The 873-nt window shown below is 42.6% G+C and carries 1 protein-coding gene; it reads right to left on the bottom strand.

What is annotated here, in order from left to right:
- The coding region (locus C7K08_RS14645; RefSeq protein ID WP_133165338.1) for an ABC transporter ATP-binding protein at positions 1–873 on the bottom strand (873 nt) is incomplete at both ends.

Raw genomic sequence — 873 nt, 5'->3', positions numbered from 1 at the left:
CCTGAACTTAAATTGCCACCCCGTTCCCTTAGTGATGTATCTAAGCCATTAGGTAGTTTTTCCAGCATTGGCGCCAGGCCAAGGTCTTTACAGAGCTGCTCTAATTCATGGCGACTACATTCGGAATTTAAAGTTAGATTATTTGCAACACTACCGCTAAATAGAAAAGTATCTTGAAGCACAACGCCCAGCCTTTGCCTCAGGTCTGGAATCGGTAATTCTCTGATATCAACCCCGTCTAATAGTATGCGACCCTGCTGTTGTTCATATAATCTACACAGTAAACGAATTACGGTGGTTTTACCAGATCCGGTGGGCCCCACAAGTGCAATGTGCTCACCGGGCTTAATATGTATGTTTATGTTCTCTAGAATCGGTTCATCATCCCTGTAGGCAAAACAAACATCTTCAAAAATAACCTCGCCTGATTTTGGTTGATTTGATGTTATGAAGTTTTTTGCTTCTTTTATTTCTAAAGGTGTATCTAGTAATTCACCAATCCGCTCAATTGCTGTAAGGCCAGCTTGAATCTGGGTGAAGCGCTCCGCCAGTTGCCTAAGGGGATCAAATAAGCGTTGCGAGAATAAGATAAAGGTTGTTAACACACCTAAGCCAACGCTTCCCGACGTAACCAGATGTCCGCCAACGGCTAGCACTAGCGCTACTGCTGCTAGTGAGATCCATTCAAGTAAAGCTGAAATGGCACTGTCATAAAAGATAGTTCCATCCACGGCCTTGCGATATTTTGCATTTGTAATGGCAAAGCGTTCACTATTAAGTGTTTCCCGCCTAAACATTTGAACAACTTCAAGGCCTTGAAGATTTTCTTGAAGATCTGAATTGAGTTGGCCTAATTCTTCTCTAACTCTGTAA

Origin of the sequence: Synechococcus lacustris str. Tous (genome assembly GCF_003011125.1) — a bacterium.
GTDB lineage: Bacteria > Cyanobacteriota > Cyanobacteriia > PCC-6307 > Cyanobiaceae > Synechococcus_D > Synechococcus_D lacustris.
This window is presented reverse-complemented; position numbering and strand designations above follow the sequence as displayed.